The organism is Microbispora sp. NBRC 16548 (assembly GCF_030268985.1).
GTDB lineage: Bacteria > Actinomycetota > Actinomycetes > Streptosporangiales > Streptosporangiaceae > Microbispora > Microbispora catharanthi.
Genome location: NZ_BSSF01000005.1, coordinates 278599 through 296735 on the forward strand (window position 1 = coordinate 278599; position 18137 = coordinate 296735).

11 protein-coding genes are annotated in these 18137 nt (G+C 70.0%); 3 read left to right on the forward strand and 8 right to left on the reverse strand.

All coding sequences use genetic code 11. From position 1 onward, the window contains the following. Window positions 1–57: 57 nt before the first annotated feature. Window positions 58–660 (reverse strand): ATP-dependent Clp protease proteolytic subunit, encoded by a 603-nt coding sequence (locus QSK36_RS15615; RefSeq protein WP_183539081.1) that lies wholly within the window; start codon window positions 658–660, stop codon window positions 58–60. Between the two features lie 216 nt (window positions 661–876). Then, entirely contained in the window at window positions 877–3672 is a 2796-nt protein-coding gene (locus tag QSK36_RS15620; RefSeq protein ID WP_285782903.1) for an AfsR/SARP family transcriptional regulator, read from the reverse strand. Between the two features lie 696 nt (window positions 3673–4368). Between QSK36_RS15620 and QSK36_RS15625 the strand changes: the two genes are divergently transcribed. Continuing rightward, the gene (locus QSK36_RS15625; protein ID WP_285782904.1) at window positions 4369–5337 is read left to right on the forward strand and encodes a NucA/NucB deoxyribonuclease domain-containing protein; all 969 of its coding nucleotides are present in this window, start codon (window positions 4369–4371) and stop codon (window positions 5335–5337) included. Between the two features lie 85 nt (window positions 5338–5422). After that, window positions 5423–5920: a hypothetical protein gene (locus QSK36_RS15630; RefSeq protein ID WP_182897475.1), complete on the forward strand. Its 498-nt coding sequence runs from the start codon at window positions 5423–5425 to the stop codon at window positions 5918–5920. 166 nt (window positions 5921–6086) lie between these two features. Here the strand turns inward: QSK36_RS15630 and QSK36_RS15635 are convergent, their stop codons facing one another. From QSK36_RS15635 to QSK36_RS15645, 3 genes are all read right to left on the reverse strand, one after another. Then, window positions 6087–7499: a family 43 glycosylhydrolase gene (locus QSK36_RS15635; protein ID WP_285782905.1), complete on the reverse strand. Its 1413-nt coding sequence runs from the start codon at window positions 7497–7499 to the stop codon at window positions 6087–6089. A 25-nt stretch (window positions 7500–7524) separates the two neighbouring features. After that, window positions 7525–10008 carry a glycoside hydrolase family 127 protein gene (locus QSK36_RS15640; protein ID WP_285782906.1) on the reverse strand — a complete coding sequence of 828 codons (2484 nt, stop codon included), beginning with the start codon at window positions 10006–10008 and terminating at the stop codon, window positions 7525–7527. Between the two features lie 87 nt (window positions 10009–10095). Then, entirely contained in the window at window positions 10096–13410 is a 3315-nt protein-coding gene (locus QSK36_RS15645; RefSeq protein WP_285782907.1) for a galactose-binding domain-containing protein, read from the reverse strand. A gap of 224 nt (window positions 13411–13634) precedes the next feature. Between QSK36_RS15645 and QSK36_RS15650 the strand changes: the two genes are divergently transcribed. Next, window positions 13635–14669 (forward strand): LacI family DNA-binding transcriptional regulator, encoded by a 1035-nt coding sequence (locus tag QSK36_RS15650; RefSeq protein WP_285782908.1) that lies wholly within the window; start codon window positions 13635–13637, stop codon window positions 14667–14669. A 66-nt stretch (window positions 14670–14735) separates the two neighbouring features. Here QSK36_RS15650 and QSK36_RS15655 read toward each other — a convergent pair whose 3' ends face one another. Genes QSK36_RS15655 through QSK36_RS15665 form a run of 3 tightly spaced genes read right to left on the reverse strand, consistent with a single transcriptional unit; the run spans window position 14736 to window position 18131 of the window. Continuing rightward, window positions 14736–16475, reverse strand: a complete 1740-nt coding sequence (locus QSK36_RS15655; RefSeq protein WP_285782909.1) for a glycoside hydrolase family 127 protein — start codon at window positions 16473–16475, stop codon at window positions 14736–14738. After that, window positions 16468–17250, reverse strand: a complete 783-nt coding sequence (locus QSK36_RS15660; RefSeq protein ID WP_183539065.1) for a carbohydrate ABC transporter permease — start codon at window positions 17248–17250, stop codon at window positions 16468–16470. The genes QSK36_RS15655 and QSK36_RS15660 overlap by 8 nt, the downstream gene beginning before the upstream one ends. Then, the gene (locus QSK36_RS15665; protein WP_285782910.1) at window positions 17247–18131 is read right to left on the reverse strand and encodes a carbohydrate ABC transporter permease; all 885 of its coding nucleotides are present in this window, start codon (window positions 18129–18131) and stop codon (window positions 17247–17249) included. The genes QSK36_RS15660 and QSK36_RS15665 overlap by 4 nt, the downstream gene beginning before the upstream one ends. Between the last annotated feature and the right edge of the window lie 6 nt (window positions 18132–18137).

Below are 18137 nucleotides of genomic sequence, written 5' to 3' on the forward strand. Positions count from 1 at the left end.
ACAACGCCATCCACCTCGTCGCCGCCGTGCCGCTCACCCTGGCGCTCACTCTGGCGCTCACTGTGCCGTCCGCAGGGCGCCGAGCCCGGCCACCACGTGGTCGACGATGCCGTACTCCCTGGCCTCCTCGGCGGTGAACCACCGGTCCCGGTCGGAGTCCGCCTCGATGCGTTCGAGCGGCTGACCGGTGTGGAAGGCGATGCGCTCGGCCAGGGTCTTCTTCGTGTGCCGCATCTGCTCGGCCTGGATCGCGATGTCGGCCGCCGTGCCGCCGATGCCGCCGAGCGGCTGGTGCATCATGATGCGCGCGTGCGGCAGGGCGTACCGCTTGCCCGGCGCGCCGGCGCACAGCAGGAACTGTCCCATCGAGGCGGCCAGGCCCATGCCCACGGTGACGACGTCGTTCGGCACGTATTGCATGACGTCGTAAATCGCCAGGCCGGCCGACACGGAACCACCGGGGGAATTGATGTAAAGGCTGATGTCCCGCGTGGAGTCCTCCGCGGTCAGCAGCAGCAGTTGCGAGCAGATCCGGTTGGCGATGTCGTCGTCCACCTCCTGGCCGAGCACGACGATGCGCCGTTCCAGCAGCTTACGGCCAAGATCGCCAAAGGCGAACCGGTCTGCGGCGGGGTCTCCGGAGCGCGCGTGGTGGTCCATCTGGTCTCCCTGTTCCGGTAATCGGGTTGTGCGGCGACATTAGTCCCGGAACCGGGAAAAGGGCCTGCCTATTTCACCCTGAGCACATTTCGCCGTCAGCAAATTACGCTACGAGCATATTCCGCCGTCAGCGCGGTTCCGGATGCTACGGCTACCCCGCACAGGCCCGGCAGAGCCGGGGCCGCCGCCTGGCTCGCCGAACTCGTCGACATGGCGTCAGGCGGGGCCATCCGACCGCCCCAGTCTCGACCGGAGGTCATCGGCGCCGGGGTGGCCCAGATCGGTCAGGATGTTCAGCGCCAGACGCCATGTGCCGCGGGCGTCCGCTTCCCGGCCCGCCGCCTCGTGGTTGTCGCCCATATGGGTGAGGACCAGAGACTCGTTGTAGCGGTCGCCGTCCTGCCGGTGCATCGCGAGCGCGCGCCGGTAGCAGGTCTCGGCTTGGTCGTAGTCCCCGAGCTGATGGTGGACGTGGCCCAGGCTGTCCCAGGTGGCTGATTCCCCGTCGCGATCCCCGGCCTCCCGAAGCCAGGTCAGAGCCTGCCGGCAGTGCTCGAGCGCTTCCCGATGGTTTCCGACGGCGATGTGGTACCAGCCGACCGCGCTGATCGCCCTGGCCTCCCAGTGCCGCTGGCCGGCGGCCCGGTAGAGCCGGAGTGCGTGTTCGGCGCTGTCCAGCGCCTCCACATGGTGGCCCTGCTGCTCGAAGACCCGCGCGAGGTTGCTGTGAATGTGCGCCTGGCCGGTCAGGTCTTCCAGCCGCGCGAAGTGCTCGAGCGCGTGCCCGTACTCCCGGACGGCCGCGTCGGCGTCACCCAGCCGGGTGTGGGCCAGGGCGATCCCAAGCCGGCTGAGGGCGAGCACCCGGTCGTCCCCTCGGGCCGCCGCGAGAGCGTGACCGTGTACCGCGATCATGTCCCGCCAGGCCCCTGTACGGTCCAGGAAACTGCTCATGGACCACGCCAGCTGCCAGGTGTGCGTGTCGAACCCGTACGCGGCGGCGAGCTCGGCGCACGCGAGCAGGACGGACCGCTCCGATGTGAACCAGGCGAGGGCTTCGCCGTGGTCGGCGGGGGCGGCCACCGTCACGCCGGGACGCGGATCGGCGATCGCGATGGGGTCGCGCGCCGGATGGAGGAGAAGCGCCGACCGGTAGGCGGTCTGCAGGTAGTGGTCGATGACGCGGCCTGCGACCTCGCGGCGTTCCGCTTCGTTCTCGGCCTCCCGGTGCAGCTCGACGGCGTAGGTGTGCAGCAGATCGTGGAACGCCCACCTGCCCGGCGCGTGCTCGTCCAGCAGGTGGACCGCGGTGAGCTCCGCCAGCAGGCGGCGCGCCTGCTCCGGGGGGAGTGCGGCGGCGCTCGCCGCCACGGCCAAGCCGAAGTCCGGCCGGGGGTGGGCGCTCATCCGCCGGAAGATTTCCGCCGCTCCAACGCTGAGTGCCCGGTAGGAGCAGGCGAAGACCGACCGCACATCGGTCGCCGGGTCGTCGTCGTGGAACGCGTCCAGGCTCGCCCCGGCCTGCCGGAGCTCGTCCGCGAGCGCGCGCAACGGGAACGCGGGACGGGTCACGGCCCGGGCCGCGGTGATCACCAGCGCCAGCGGGAGGCGGGCGCAGGAGGCGATGAGGTGGTCCACCGCGCCGGCGTCCGCCGAAACCCGGTCGCGTCCGATCCTGCGGGTCAGCAGCTCCTGCGCCTCTTCAGGGGTGAGCACGTCGACCGCGAGCGGATGGGCACCATGACCGGCGACGAGACCGGAGAGCCGGTTGCGGCTGGTCACCAGGACGAAGGACCCAGGCGATCCAGGCAGCAGTGGACGCACCTGTTCGGCGCTGTGGGCGTTGTCGAGGATCACCAGCATCCGCTTGTCTGCCAAGAGATCGCGATACAGGCCGATCTGGGCGTCCGGGGACACCGGCACCCGATGCACGGGAACCCCGAGGGCGGCGAGGAAGCCGCGCACGACCTGCTCGCTGGTGACGGCCGACCGGCTGGCATCGAAACCGCGCAGGTCGGCGAACAGCTGCCCGTCCGGGAAACGATGACGCGCGCGGTGGGCCCAGTGCACTGCGAGGGCGGTCTTGCCGACCCCGGGCACTCCGGAGAGCACAGCCACGACCACAGCCGTCGCTTCCCGTTCGGACATCACCGCCAGCTCGTCGAGCGTGCTCACGGCCTCTGCCCGCCCGGTGAAGCCCATCACGTCCGCGGGCAGCAGGACCGGTCCGCGCCGTGGCGCCGCCGTGCTCGTGGCCCCGGCCGTGTGGGCCTGCGGAGAGAGGGCGTCCCGGTACGCCTGCCGGAGATCGGGGGACGGATCCGCGCCCAGCTCCTCCGCCAGGCGCCGCCGCGTCTCCGCGTAGACCTGCAGGGCCTCCGCGTTGCGCCCCACCGCGGCCAGGGCCCGGATCAGTGCGGCGCTCAACGGCTCGACCAGGGGATGCTCGTCGAGTATCTCCCGCAGGCGCTCGATCATGAGCCCGCCTCGGCCCGCTGCCGTCTCCAGGCGCGCCAGGTCGAGCATCGCGCCGAGGCGCCGCTGGGCCGCCTCCCTGCGCACGGACTCCGCCCACTCCCCGGTCAGGCCGGTGAGCGGAACCCCCCGCCAGAGGCCGAGCGCCTCCCGCAGCAGCTCGGCCCTGCGCGGATCGTCCCCTCGTGTCGCCCGTGCACAGTCGAGCAGCAGCCGGAAACGGTGCAGATCCACCTGCTCCGGCCGGGCGCCGAGAACGTAACCGGCATGGCGATGCTCCAGCCTCGGCGCGTCGCCGCCGGCGGCGGCCTCACTCAGCGCCCGGCGCAGCCGGGTGACGTAGCTGTGCACGGCCCCGCGAGCGGTCGTGGGCGGCGCCTCGTCCCAAACCCGGTCGATGATCTTCTCGATGGGGACGAGTACGCCCACGTCGACCAGTAACGCGGCGAGAACCGCCTGTTGTTTGCGCGGGCCCGCATCCACCAGATGCGTGTCCGTTGTGATTTCGACCGGTCCCAGCAGCCGGAACTGCACCATGGCCTGTCTGTTCCCCTTTGGTAGCGCGGGCCGGTCCGTGCGAATGCGCGACCACAGCTAATCAGGACAGATCGGCTCCGCTCAAGGATTCGTTAAGCGCGAATGGAGCGGGCGGCGAAACCTTGGTGGCACCGCCGGTTCCGCCCTTCCCGCGGGGGCGGGCGGAGACCGCGGGCGGCGCGCCGTTTCCGGAACCTTATGTGCGGTGAACCAGGAGGTCATATAGGCGAAAGCAGGCGTGGATCGACTCGCCGCCGCGTCGTGGGTGGTCGGAGCCTGGCACCCGCCGCCGGTCGGCGAGCGTCTGCTCGTTCAGGGGGTGGCGGGGGTCGGCTCCCCATCGCCTGCTAGGCGTCGTAGTGGCTCTACCAGTGCGTATACCCGGCCTATACCGACGTCTCAGATGTTTTGTCGCCTGCCCTTGTTCCCGGACCGGATTCACCTCCTCGCAGAACCCTCGCTTCCCCCCACCCCCCTCCTGCCTTACGGGACGCCATGAGCACTCTTCCCATGCGAAAAATCACGCTTCTGACAGTGCCGCTTCTATTGGTTTGTGCGCTGATGACGGCCTCCGCACGGGACGCTGTCGCGCACGCCGCCACCAAGGCGATCACTGAGAACGGCTGCGATCACATCCGTGATCGCTTCCCTTCACTCGCCCGTCAAGGCAAGAGGAAGGTGCTGTGCGTCGCGCCGGTGACACAACCGCCGGGCAGATCGGTCCTGAGTTCGACGAGCGCCGCCGACGACCCGCCACCCCTGCCCGCCTGGTGCATCGATCCCCCTGACGATCAGTCGAAGAGCGCGTGGAAGACCAGGCGATTCGCCGCCTGCCTGATCAACTATGCGTCCGTCAGCGTCTACGACACCACCACGAGGGCTCTGCTCGGCCGCACCATGATCAACTACATGCATTTCATCGGCATGTTCAACGACAGCCTGGAACTCACCGATGTCTTCGCGATCGTCCGCTTCTACTCCGAGGGAGAACTGGTCCCGGACGACGCGCTCAGCTTCCGCCTCGCGGTCAGTTGTTCCTACGGCTGTACGGCCGGCGACTTCGGCCCTCCGATCACACTGCCCGAGAACTCCACCCGCTACCTGACCCCGTCCGTCCCCCATCTCGTGAACGTGCCCATCGACGGGATACGCACCGTCAACACCACGTACGAGCTGCAGCTGACGCATCCGGGCGGGGACACGGAGATCATCAATGTCTTCCCGCCGGAAAAGGGCCCGTACCCTTCGCCGGACATCCGCTGCGACAGGATTCTCAGCGGCGCCGGCTGCGTCATCCCGAGTTTCGTCCCCACGCTCGACGGGCTGTCCGCCTATCCGACGGTCAGGGAGCACATCAAGCGTGCGCAGGCCCGTGGGCTTCCGGGAGCCCCCGGCACCACCCCCCTTCACCGGCTTGCCGACCCGGCGAAGGCCAAGAAGAACCGGGATCTGGCCTGCCCCGAGTCGACGCCCCGTCCACCTGGACTGACATGCGACGAATACCCCATGGCGCGCACCTGGGAGGGCGCCTGGACGAGCGGCGGCGCCTACAGCACGGACATGGTCCTCGACACGGACAACTCGGGCGCGGGAGGGAAGTTCGGAGCACTCGTCACCCGCGATCGGCTGCTGGACCGCGACGCCTTCTGGGTCGATCCCAGCTGATTCCCCGATGGCCACTTCATTCTCATCGCGCCGGGCCCGGTATCGGACCGGTGACCACGTAGATCCGTCAATGGAAAGGACAGCCGTGACTTACAGGAACACGACCTCGAAGCGCTTCATGAAGGTTCTCTTCGCCGTGGCCATCGGAGCGGCGGCCACGACGGCCGGCCCGATCTCCGCCGCGCACGCCACCACAGGCGAGTGCGACAAGACCTGGGTTCCCGACTACTACAAGGAGGTCGGCGGCGCCGACATTTACCTGGGAAACGCACGCTTCGTCAAGCTGATGAACGGCGGCGCCTTCAACTACAGCTACGCCCAGATCTCGCCGAGCGATTCGGGGTACACCGTCTGGGTCGACCGTAGCCTGCAGGGGATGCCCAGCAGCCTGCCCATGTTCCCCACCACGGAGCAGGTGCAGGCGAACGGCGGCTGGAAGCAGTGCGGTCCGTTCTACAGCTCCAGCAGCAGCAACCTCGTCATGAACTGGAACACCGATCAGCAGCGGCACTACGCGGTCCGCGCGTGCGCGCGCAACGCGCTCGGCAGCTACTGCGGTAACTGGTACATCGACCGGAGCTGACCGGCCGCCCTGCACCGGGCCGGCGGCACCCGCGTCACCGCTGATCGGCCACGCCTGCCCACAGCACGATCCTGCCGAGGACCGCGCCGCGGGCAGGCGTTCGGCTTCTTCTGGGTCGTGAGTGACAAGCGAGCGCCTTCCTCGACAGGGAAGGCGCTCGCCCGGCTCACGGCGCCAGGGCCTGGACCTCCAGCAGCCCCGTCGAGTAGCCGCTGCGCGAGGTGAAGTTCAGCCGGATCCGCGTGGTCGTGACCTGAGAGAACGTCACGGTGTTGAAGGTGTTCGCGGCCACGCCGCAGGCGCTCGCCCCGGGCACGTTCTGCCAGGCCGACCCGGTCCAGTACTGCACCGAGCAGGACGCCGGCAGGTCGATGCCCTGGTTGTCGTCGAACCAGTAGGCCCGCACCCGGTTGAGGGTGACCGCGGCCGGCCAGTCGTACTGCACCCACTGGGCGCCCTGCTGCGGCCAGTTGCCGTACACCGCGTGGGCCCGGTCGGCCGAACTGGCAGGGGTGTAGCCGTCGTTGATCGCCGCGAGGCTCTCCCAGGAGGACACGTACGACGTCGAGGCGGTCGCGGTCAGCGCCTTGTTGTCACCGCCAGTGCCGCCGCCCCTGGTCTGGATCACCTTCTGGATCGTGCCGTCGGCGTTGAAGTAGAGCTTGTCCACCGCGACGGACCTGCGGAAGTTGCCGCCGCCCGGGGCGTCGGCCGTGTGGTAGACCATGTACCACTGCCCGTTGAACTCCACCACCGCCGCGTGGCTCGTGGTGGAGCTGACCTGATCGAGGATCACGCCCCGCTGCGTCCAGGGCCCGAGCGGGTTGCTCGCGGTCGCGTAGCGCTGGCAGGCGTAGCTGGACGAGGTGACGCAGCCGTTGGTGTCGTTGGCCGCGTAGACCATGTAGTAGACGCCGTTCCGCTTGAACATCCACGGCGCCTCCCAGTAGTTCGTGAGGCCCTGCGGCGTGACGACCGAGCCGTCCAGCTCGATCATGTTGGACTTGAGCTTCGCCGCCCGCACCCCCCAGTAGCCGCCCCAGTAGATGTACGCCTGCCCGTCGTCGTCGGTGAACACGGTGGGGTCGATGTTCAGCGGCGACGAGTTCGGGGTGCTGTCGCTGATCAGCGGGCCGCCCTTGGCGTCGTGGAACGGGCCGAGCGGGCCGTCGCCGACCGCCACGCCGATGTCCATCCACCCCGGCCCGTTGCCGTTGACCGGGACGTACCAGTAGTACTTGCCGCCCCGCGGCTCCACCTCCCCCGCCCAGGCGTCCGCGCCCGCCCAGGAGAAGTCGGCGATCGACAACTTCGCCCCGTTGTCGGTCCAGGTGTTGGCGTCCGTCGACGAGAGCACGTGCCAGTCGCGCATGGAGAAGTTGCTCGCGCCGGGGGCCGCCTCGTCGTGCCCGGAGTAGATGTACATCGTGTCGCCCACCACGAGGGCGGCGGGGTCGGCCGTGTAGATGGAGGTGATGACCGGGTTGGCGGCCAGCGCGTTGCCGGTCAGGACCAGCACCAGCGCGGCCGTGATCGCGGCCACCGAGGACAGGCGCCGGCGCCATGAGCGTCGTGACATGGATGAAGTGCCTTTCCGCGAGGGGTTACAAGCCTGTCGAGTGGAGATCGGCGATCTCGGCGGCGCTCAGCGCGCGACTGTAGATCCGCAGCGAGTCGACCGCGCCCCGCAGGTAGGGGTCGCCGGCGTACTGCGAGCGGCCGATCCAGTTCCGCGTGGTGGAGCCGAGGTCGGCGGGGCGCAGCGTCATCCCGGTGGCGCGGGCCGCCTGGGCCCCGTCGACGTACAGCGTCGCGGCGCCGCCGGCGGCGGTCACGGCGACGTGGGTCCACGTCCCGACCGGCAGGGCGGCGGGGGTGTCAAGGCGCTGCTCCCCGCCCGACCCGGTGGTGGTGACGGCGAAGCGGGCCGTCCCCGCCGAGCTGCGCGGGGTCAGGAACATGTAGGCCGTGGTGCCGGTGCCGAAGTCGAAGACCCGCGACCAGGTGTCGGCCGCGTCCAGCCGCACCCAGAGCGCGACGGAGAAGGCCGCCGCACCCGCGAGGATGCCGGAGGGCAGCGCCACGTGCTGCCCGCTCCCGCCGAGCCCGGCGGCGTTGCCCGTGCGCCCCGCCGTCCAGGTCGCGCCGCCCGCCAGCGTCGCCGTACGGCCGTTGCCGGTGGCGTCGGCGGCGGTCGTCCCGGAGGTCTCGTCGAAGCGGTAGTGGGCCACGAACGGCGGCGGCGCGGCGGCGACCCTCCAATAGACGGTGTAGCGCTCCCCGTGCGTCTGGTGGAAGGGCCGCAGGGTCACCTGCCCGGTGCTCGCCGTCGCCGTGTAGCGCAGCGGCGTCGAGGTCGCCGTGATCGTGGCGGGGTCGAGCGTGGGCAGGGCGCCGAGGTTCGCGGTGCCGTACCCACCGGCGAGCACGATCGGCCCGACCCTGACCGCCTGCACGGTCGCGTCGTCCGGCGCGGATTCCCGCGTCAGCGGGGTGGGCAGGCTGACGTCGACCACGTCCCCGCTGCTCCAGGTGCGGGTGAGCGCGGCGTACGTGCCGGGGGTGAGGGTCAGCGCCTGCACCGCGCCGTTGACCCGGATCTGGGCCCCGGAGGTCCAGGACGGGATGCGGATCCGGAAGGTGGCGGCCCCGGAGCCGGTGACCGTGAGCCGGGTCGAGGGGGCCTCCGGGAACGTCGTCTCCTGCCTGATCGTCAGCCCGCGCTCGGCCCAGGTCAGCTCCGAGGGGATGAAGAGGTTGACGTACAGGGTGTCGCCGGAGTGGAAGTAGACGCTGTCGCCATACTTGGTGTTGCTCTCCATCCCGGTGCCGTGACAGCAGACGAAACTGTCGTAGTCGTTGCTGTAGGTCTTGAGGCCGCCCGGCCACAGCGGCACGTAGTAGCACTGGAACCCGTGCGCCGAGTTCGGGTCCTGCGAGGCCAGGACGTGGTTGTAGAGCGCCCTTTCGTAGAAGTCCATCAGATCGGCCCGCGACGGGTCGGTGAGGAACAACTGCCGGGTGAGCTTGAGCATGTTGTAGGAGTTGCAGCACTCGCAGGTGGTGTCGGACAGCTCGCTCGCGATCCGGTCGGGCGCCTTGAAGTACTCGCCGTTGGAGTTGCCGCCGATGGCGTACGTGTGGTGGCGGGTGACGATGTCCCAGAACGCGACGGCGATGTCGCGGTAGCGGGTGGTGCCGGTCGCGTGGTACTCCCGGATCGCCCCGATCACCTTGGGGATCTGGGTGTTGGCGTGGTAGCCGTTCAGCGCGTCGGTCCCGGCGGCGAGCGGGTCGAAGACCTCGGCGTGGTCGAAGTACTGCGCGGTGGTGAGGTGGACGGGGTCGCCGGTGAGCTGGTAGAGGTTGACCAGCACCTCGTTCATGCCGCCGAACTCGGTGTCGAGCATGTTCTGCCGCTGGCTGTAGCTGAGCCGGTCGCAGCGCAGCTTCACCCAGGCGGCCATGCCGAGCAGGACGGTCAGCGCCTGGGCGTTGCCGGTGAGCAGGTGCGCGTCGAGCAGCCCCGCCATGATCTTGTGGAGCGTGTAGTAGGGGGCCCAGACCTGCTGGCGCGCCTCGACGCGGTCGATGAAGCTCTCGGGGAAGGCCGACAGGTAACCGGCGGTGAACCCGGCGGCGGTCGCGCGGGCCTGGCATTTGGCCAGCTCGGCCACCAGGTAGTCGCTCTTGGTCGTGAACGCCGCCGTGCCGGTCGAGGCGTACGCCTGGGACAGCGCGGACAGCAGGTGCCCGGTGGAGTGGCCGCGTAGCTCGGTGGTCGGCGACTCCCAGCCGCCGCAGGGCGTGGCGGCCGACGCGAGTCCGACGTTGCGCCGGAAGGTGTGCAGCATGCGGTCGGGGTCGAGGAACGACAGATAGCTGTGCGTGCGCCCGGCGTTGGCCGCGAACGGCCCGCCCAGCAGGCGCACGGCCGTGAGCGGGAACGCGTGGGCGGCGACGCCGATGTCGGGACGGGGCACCATGAACGAGGGGGCCGCCGCGGCGGGGCGGGCGGTCCCGGGGGCGCCGAGCGCGCCGGCGGCGAGCCCGGCCGCGCCGGCCACGAGCAGGGTTCTGCGGGACACGCTTCTGGGGGGTTCTGGCATGGCTGTCTCGTCTTCCGTCGGAGTGGGGGGTGCGGGGGAGGCCGCTCGCCTCCCCCGCCTGACGCGTTACGAGCCGTACGCCTTGACTTCGAGCAGCCCGACGGAGTAGCCGGAGGCGCTCTGCAGCAGCACCCGCAGGCGGGTGGTGCTCACGGGGGTGAAGGTCACGGTGTTGTACTGGTTGGCCGCGACGGGGTAGCCGCTCGCCCCGGCGACGTCCACGTAGGCGCTGCCGTTCCAGTACTGGAGCTTCCACGACGCCGGCAGGTCGATGCCCTGGTCGTCGTCGAAGAAGTAGACCTGCGCCCGGCCGGCCGTCACCGCCGACGGCCAGGTGAGGGCCGCCCACTGCTCACCCTGGTTGGGCCAGGTGCCCCAGCGCGGGTTGACGGTGTCGTTGGACGACGGCGGGTCGATCCCGTCGTTGATCGCGGCGACCGACTCCCACGACGAGGTGTACGACGCCGAGGGCGTCGCCGACTGCGCCAGGTTGGTGACCGGCGGCGGGTTGGTGCCGCCGCGGTTGTAGATCTTGATCTCGGTGAGCCCGCTCTTGGCCCCGGACGGGTTGGTCATCAGCACGCGGACTCGCTGCGCCGTCACCGGGCTGAATCTGACCAGGTTGTAGTTGCCCTGCGGGGTGGCGGGCGTCTTCGCCTGGCCGCTCACGGTGGTCCAGGTGCTCCCGTCGAGATACTGGATCTGGTAGGCCGACGGCGGCCGGTAGGCCGTGCTCGCCGGGCGGCTGTCCTTGAAGTAGAGCCTGACCTCGTCGAACGTCTTGGCGCTGCCGAAGTTCACCTCGTACCAGTCCTGGGCGTTGGGCGAGCCGCCCGCGCCCCAGAACGGCTCGTTGATCGGGAACCCGTCCACCGCGGAGGCCGTGGTGGTGCCCGAGCCGGTGTAGGACGCCGACACGGTGGCGCCCTGGGCCAGGTCGGTGAGGTTCGCGGTGATGTCGGCTCCGGCCTTGGCCAGCTCGTCGACCACCCGCGCGTCGGTGTGGACGACCTGCTGCGGCGCCTTCATCCCGGCGACCGCCTGGTTGTAGGAGACGGTCCCGCCGGCGCCCCCGGTGAAGGTGACCGACCCGGTCGCGGGGTCCCACACGAACGGCGCGAGCCGGTCCACGGTGACGGCCCGGGCGCCGTTGACGTAGATCGAGTATCCCTGCGGCACCCCGGCGTAGCGGGTGACGCCGTCGGACGGGTCGTCCCAGACGATCGACAGGTCGGCGTCGCGGTAGCGGATGTCGTTGACGGCGAAGTGGTCCCAGCCGATGTCGATGGGCGACAGCTCCACCTTGGCGTCGTCGCGCGGGCGCAGTCCGGCCACGTCCTCGATCAGCGTCCAGTTGGAGCTGCCGAGGATGTTGTGGTGGATCCACGACCGGTAGGTGATCGACGAGCCGTTCCAGTTCGCCCAGAACTCGTTGGCGTCGGGCCAGCGGGTGTCGCCGCCGACGTACTGCGCCCAGGCGTTCCAGTAGAGCAGCTTCTTGTAGTCGTCCTTCGTGATGTAGGAGGTCGGGTAGTTGCGGATGGCCGAGGAGAACAGCCGGAACTGCACGGTCGAGTTGATCGTGGAGAAGTTGTTGCTGCCGGGGTTGCCGGCCGCCGCCGCGGCCGCCTTGTCCTTCTGGTTGGCCGTGTAGAAGGGGAAGACCGGATACTCGGCCGGGTCGGCGAACAGCCGCAGCGCCTCCCGGTAAGTCGCCGTGTTCGGCATCAGGCCCACGGCGTACGGGTAGAAGTTGTTGATTTCCTTCCACGGGTCGAGCGTGTTGGTCGCCACGTGGCGGTGCTCCAGCACCCGGTTGGCCGGGTCCCACAGCACGTTGACCACGGCGTTCTGCACGCGGGTGGCGAGCGCGCGCATCTCGGCCGCCTTCGTCGCGTTGCCGATCACGTCGTACGCCTTGGCGGCGGCGAGGGCCCCGCTGTAGACGTACGCCGACTCGGTGCGGTCGAGGTTGCCGCTGCGCCAGTGGAACGACACGGCGTCGGCGTCGTTGCCGGTGAGGGCGCCCCAGTCGTACTCGATCAGCCCGTTGCCGTCGTGGTCGTAGTAGGAGAGCTGGCCCTTGGCGTCGCCCTCGGCGTACTTCGCGAGGTTGGCCGCGACGGCGGGCGGCCCGCCGTGGATCTGGTAGCTGCGCCAGGCCGCCTCACCGATGTACTGGGTGTAGCTGTTGGACCAGTTGGCCGGGTCGCCCGGGTTGTCGAGGAACCGGCCGCCCTTGGACACCTGGCCCGCCGACAGCCAGTCGCCGTACGCGTAGAGCGGGGTGCGCAGATACTTCAGGTCGTCGATGTGCATCGGCTGGGTGAGCACGATGGCGTTGTTGTAGCCGAGCGCGCCCTCGACGGAGGTCGGGAACTGGTAGGTCTGGCCGGGCAGGTTCGCGTCGAGGTTGTTGAACCGCATCAGCCACCAGCGGTAGTAGTAGTTCTTCGTGATCGCCGGCTCGGGCGAGTCGAAGTAGGGGATGTTGTCCGCCCACCACCGGTTGTAGGCCCGCACGTGCGTGGCGAACGCGGTGGCGGCGTCGTAGCCCTTGTAGGCGTTGTATTCGCTCAGCGACTCGGGGATCTCGTCGGTGACGAAGCCCATGACGAGCTTGACGGTGACCGTGGCGCCGGCCGCGACCGTCACCGAGCGGTTCAGCCCCCCGCTGGAGACGGCGAACCCGTCGCCCGACAGCCGCGGGCGGATCGTCGTGAGGTTGTTGAAGGCGTTCACAGTGCCGGTCAGCTCGTTCCCGCTGCCCGAGGTGGCGTACGGCGAGGTGGCGCGCACCTGCAGGGTGGTGGAGGCGCTCCCGCCGTTGGTGATCGCCAGGTCGGCCACGGCGACGTTGTTCTGGGTGATGAACTTCGTCTGCTCGATCCGGACGTCGCCGCTGGTGTGGACGCTCTTCCAGTAGCTGGGGGCCTGCTTGCGCTGGGCGGTCTGCTCGGTGAACGTGCCCGGCGTGACGGCGACGGTGAAGGCGCTCTGGTCGTTGATGCTCTCGATGTAGGCGACCTTGCCGGCGAAGCCGAGCGTGCCGGGGGTGTGGGTCTTCATGAACAGGGCCCGGCCGCGCGTCATGAGGATGCCGCCGTCGGCGTCGGAGGGGTCGCTTCCGCCGGTGCGGCTGAGCAGCCGGTCGATCCAGAAGTCGGTGCCGGAGCTCTCGGAGTCGTAGACGGCCCGCAGCATGTTCCCCGTGCTGTAGCCGACGGGCGGCGTGGGGATGGCGGGACCGGTGAACGTGGGATAGCCGATGGTCTGGGCGGCGGAGGCGTCCTGCCTCGGGACCATGAGGGCGCCGATGACGAGGCAGAGCACCACCGCCGCGGTCAGGGATCTGAACCGGGAGCGGGTGAACGCCGGCATCACGTCACCTCCTTCGGGGGTGGTGGGGGGACGGTCATCCGCGGGGGCGGATGCCGCGCTTGAGCCCACGATCGACCCCGAAAAGGTTTTCGGCAACGTTAACTTTCGGTAACGAGCTCAGTGCGGATGCGGCATTGATGGCGACACGCTCGCCCGCATATGGTCGGGGCGTACCGGCGCCTTCTCGCGGCGCCTTTCTTGAAATGTCTTTCGAAAGGATTTCGGTGGGCCGACGTCGTTCCGGAATGGTGACGCTCACCGACGTCGCCGCCCGGGCCGGGGTCTCGGTGGCGACGGCTTCCAAGGCCCTGAACAACCGGGCCGAGGTCGCAGAGGAGACCCGGGCCCGGGTGCGGCGGGCCGCGGCCGAGCTGTCCTTCCGCCCCAACGCGCTCGCCCAGGGGCTGATCTCCGGCCGCACCCGCACCATCGGGCTGCTCACCGACGAGCTCGGCGGGCGCTTCTCCATGCCCGTGCTGCTCGGGGTGGAGAACGCGCTGGGCAACGAGGAGATGTCCGTCGTGCTCTGCGACGCGCGCGGCGACGTCATCCGGCGCCAGCACTACATCCGCACGCTGCTGGCCCGGCAGGTCGACGGGTTCGTCATCCTGGGCGAGAGCAACGACGTGCGGCCGTCCCTCACCCGGGACATCCCCGTGCCGGTGGTCTACGTGTACGGCGAGTCCAGCGACTCCGCCGACCTGTCCATCCTCGCCGACGACCGGGGCGGGGCCCGGCTGGCCGCCGCCCACCTGATCGCGCTGCGCCGCCGCCGCATCGCCCACATCACCGGCCCCGAGTCCTACCGGGCCGCCCGCGACCGGGCCGGGGCCCTGCAGACGGTGCTGGACGAGGCGGGCCTCGGCCTGGCCGGCGGCGAGCCGTTCTTCGGCGAGTGGTCGCGCCGGTGGGGCCGTCACGCCACCCGGATGCTGATCACCGCGGCCCCCGAGGTGGATGCGATCTTCTGCGGCAACGACCAGATCGCCGACGGCGCCTGCGAGGCCCTGGCCGCCCTGGGACGGCGCATCCCCGACGACGTCGCGGTGGTGGGCTACGACAACTGGGAGGCGCTGGCGGCCGACTGCCGCCCGCCGCTGACGACCATCGACCTCAACCTGGAGCAGCTCGGCGCGGCGGCGGTCGAGCACCTGTCGGCCGCGCTCGACGGGCACCGCACAGCCGGCGTCGTCCGGCAGCCGGGGCGGCTGGTGGTGCGGGAGTCGACCGGCCCGCTCCCCCGCCACCCCGGCGACTGAATTCCACGAAGAATTACCGCACCGGCTTATTCGAATTAGTTAAGAAAAGGTTTTCGGATAAACCTTTCAGCGGGCCTCCGGCAGCCAGACCCGCATCGTCGCCGGCCCACGGTTGCCCCAGCGGTGGTAGGGCACGAGCCACAGCACCATCGGCTCTCCCCGCTCCGTGCGGGCCTCCCCGTACGGCCAGCCGTCGTCCTCGGCGACGACGTGGCGGGCGGCGACCTCCAGGGACGGCCCGCGCTCCACCGGCGGCGTGGCGGTGCTGACCTCGACCTGCGACAGCAGCGGCGCGTCCCCGGGCGACTCCGCGCAGTAGACCAGCGGGCCGCGCTCGACCGCCACGCACCCGCGCACGGCGTCAACGCGGGGATCGGCGCGGACCCAGTGCGGGCCCATCGGGATGTCGAGACGGACCTCCTCCCCCTGCCGCCAGGAACGTTCCCACTCGTGCACCCCGCCGCCCGCCCAGCCCGGGACGCGCACCGTGATCCGGCGCGGGTCCGCCGGAGCCTCCTCGACGATCAGCGTCACCGCTCCCGACCAGGGATAACCGGTGGAGACCCGGACGCGCAGGCCGTCGTGGCCGATGACCGACGGCGTGATGTGCTGGATCTGGATTCCCCGCTCGTCGGCGGTCGCGAGGTAGGCGGGCAGGGAGGCGAAGGTGCGGGCGATGTTGTTGGGGCAGCATGACACCTCGCGCCAGGGGGCGCGCAGCCCGCCCTCCGCACGCGGGCTGACCCCCTCGATCTTCTCCCCCGGCACCCGCACCTGGAGGGGGTTGGCGTAGAAGAACGACTTCCCGTCGAGCGCGGGCCCGGCGGCCACGACGTTGTAGAGCGTGCGCTCGGCCAGGTCGGCGTAGCGGGGGTCGCCGGTCGCCAGCAGCAGGCGGTGGGCCAGCATGACCGACGCCACCCCGGCGCAGGTCTCGTTGTAGGCGCGGTCGGGCGGCAGCTCGTAGTCGTCGCCGAACGCCTCCCCCGCGTGCCGCGAGCCCATGCCGCCGGTCAGGTAGGTGCGCCTGGCGACCGTACGCTCCCACTGCCGTTCGACAATCTCCAGCAGTTCCTTGTCGCCCGTCTCCACGGCCAGGTCCACGACCCCGCAGGCCAGGTAGAGCGCGCGTACGGCATGCCCGCGGAACACCTCGGCCTGCCGTACGGGCAGGTCGTCCTGGTAGTAGGCGCGGCCGAACTCGATGTCGGCGAGCGCCGGCAGCCCGCGCCGTTCGACGAACCGGCGGGCCATCTCCAGGTAGCGCTCCGCGCCGGTCTCGCGGTAGAGCTCGACCAGCGCCATCTCGATCTCCGGGTGCCCGCAGACGCCCGTGCCCTCCATGAACGTCGCGCAGACGTGGTCGGCGGCGCGGCGGACCACGTCCCACAGCTCGTCCGCGCCGTACGTGCGCTTACGGGCGATCCCGGCCTGGAACAGGTGGCCGTAGCAGTACAGCTCGTGGCCCCACTCCAGGTCGCTGTACCGCGCGCCGGGCCACTTGGTGTTGAGATAGCCGTCGGGCTCCTGCGCGGCGGCGACGACGCGGGTCAGCTCCTCGATGCGGGGATCGCCCGCCCAGGCCATCGCCTCCATCAGCTTGTAGACCTCGGAGTCGCTGAACTCGCGTCCGCGCCGCGGCCCGCCCGCGAAGTTGCCGATCCACCCCACCCGCTCCATCCACGTGTAGCAGTGGTCGATGATCGTCTGGGTCCGCTGCGATCCCCAGAACCCGGGGAGCAGGCGGACGTCCGGCAGGCCGAGGGGGCTGAGGGCGCCGGAGGAGGGGACGACGGGACTAACCACGCAAGGCTCCTGACATGAATCCGCGGACGTAGTAGCGCTGCAGGACGAGGAAGAGCAGCAGGCAGGGCACCGCCATGACCATGACGCCGGCCTGCAACATGCCGTAGTCGATCGCGCCGAAGGTCTTCTGCGTCATGCTGACGACCGCGACCGGCAGCGGGAAGCTCGATCCGTCGTTGAGCAGGATCAACGGCGCGAAGAAGTCGTTCCACGAGGCGAGGAACGCGAACAGGCCGACGGTGATCAGGCCGGGCCGCACGGCGGGCAGCAGGATGCCGATCAGCGCGCGCAGCGAGCCGCAGCCGTCGACCATCGCCGCCTCCTCCAGCTCCTTCGGGACGGCCTCGAAGGAGTTGCGCATCATGTAGGTGGCGAAAGGAAGCTGGAACATCACGAAGACCAGGGCCAGCCCGACCAGGGAGTTCTGCAGCCCGACGTACCCGAGCAGGACGTACAGCGGGATGAGGATGGTGGCGTACGGCACCATGAGGATCGCGAGCGTGGCCAGGAAGAGCAGGTTCTTGCCCGGGAAGCGGAACCGGGCGAACGCGTAGCCGCCGAGCGCCGAGACGACGACGGTGCCGGCGACCGTGAGCACGGACACCAGCAGGCTGTTGCCGAAGTAGCGCGGCAGGCCCTCGCCGAACCGCGCCATCTGCGCGTAGTTGCCGAGCGTGTAGCCGCCGTCCTGTCCCCGCAGCGAGGACCAGCCGCTCCACAGCAGCGGGAACAGGAACAGCACGGCCAGCGCCGACCGGGACGAGTAGTACCTCATCTCAGGACCTTCAGCTGGAGGGTGTTGAGCGCGACCAGGACGGCCAGCACCACGACGGAGATCGCGGCGGCGCCGCCCAGGTCGAACTTGAAGAACGCGTTGCGGTAGATCACCATCACCATCGAGACCGTGCTGTTGTCGGGCCCGCCGTTGGTGAAGATGAAGAACTGGTCGAAGGCGAGCAGCGACCCGGTGATGCTGAGGATCAGCATCAGCGCGAGGGTGGGGCGCAGCAGCGGCAGCGTGATCCTGGTGAACACCTGCAACCGGGACGCGCCGTCGGACCTGGCCGCCTCGTAGACCTCGACCGGGATGGACTGCAGGCCGGTCAGCAGGATCAGCATGTTGAATCCGGCGAAGCGCCACAGCACCAGCATGATCGTGGAGGTCAGGGCCATGTTCGGCGTGCCGGTCCACTTCACGCCGAGGAACCCGAACGGGCCGACGTCGTTGTTGAGCATGCCGTAGAACAGCAGCGCCGCCGCGGCGAACCCGACCGCGCCGGGCAGGAAGAACGCGGTGCGGAAGAAGCCGACGCCGGGCCGGCGCTCCTGCACGAGCAGCGCGAGGCCGAGGGCCAGCGCCGACAGCAGCACCGTGGTGATCGCGGTGTACTTCAGCGTGAAGACCACGGCGCCGGGGAACAGCGGGTCGTCGGCGATCTTCGTGTAGTTCGCCGGAGCGTTGATCGTGGGTGCCCCGAGCAGCGGCCACTTGTGCAGCGACATCACGACGACCAGCACGAGCGGGGCGAGGAACAGGGTGAGGACGATCACGGCGGTGGGCGCCGCGTAGCCCATCCCGGCCAGCGCGCGCAGGGTGCCCGGACGGGCCGGGGCGCGTCGGCCCCGGCCCGCACGGGCCGCCGTCACCTGGGTCATGCCCGT